Here is a 244-nt window from a genome sequence, read left to right on the forward strand (position 1 = left end):
CGACCGGCCTCGACGATGGAGGCCATGGAGGCCGCGCAGGAGGAGTGGGCGAAGATCTACCGACGGCGGACCGGGTACGACGCGAAAACGTCGTTCGAGACCATCACCTCCAGCCGGCACAAGGAAGCCTACGCCGACCGGGCGTGGATCCGCGGCGATCTGGACCGGGTGGACCCGCGCTGGGCCCAGCAGGCCGGCGACGTCACCCGGGTCAAGGCCCACGAGATGATGTGCAACCAGCCGG

The 244-nt window shown here is 69.7% G+C and carries 1 protein-coding gene; it reads left to right on the forward strand.

Annotated features, from left to right (window positions below):
• The coding region (locus AB1471_RS17770) for a hypothetical protein (protein WP_367781040.1) at positions 1–244 on the forward strand (244 nt) is incomplete at both ends.

It is taken from the genome of Jeotgalibacillus marinus (assembly GCF_040801915.1).
In the GTDB taxonomy this organism is placed as follows: Bacteria; Bacillota; Bacilli; order Bacillales; family Jeotgalibacillaceae; genus Jeotgalibacillus; species Jeotgalibacillus marinus.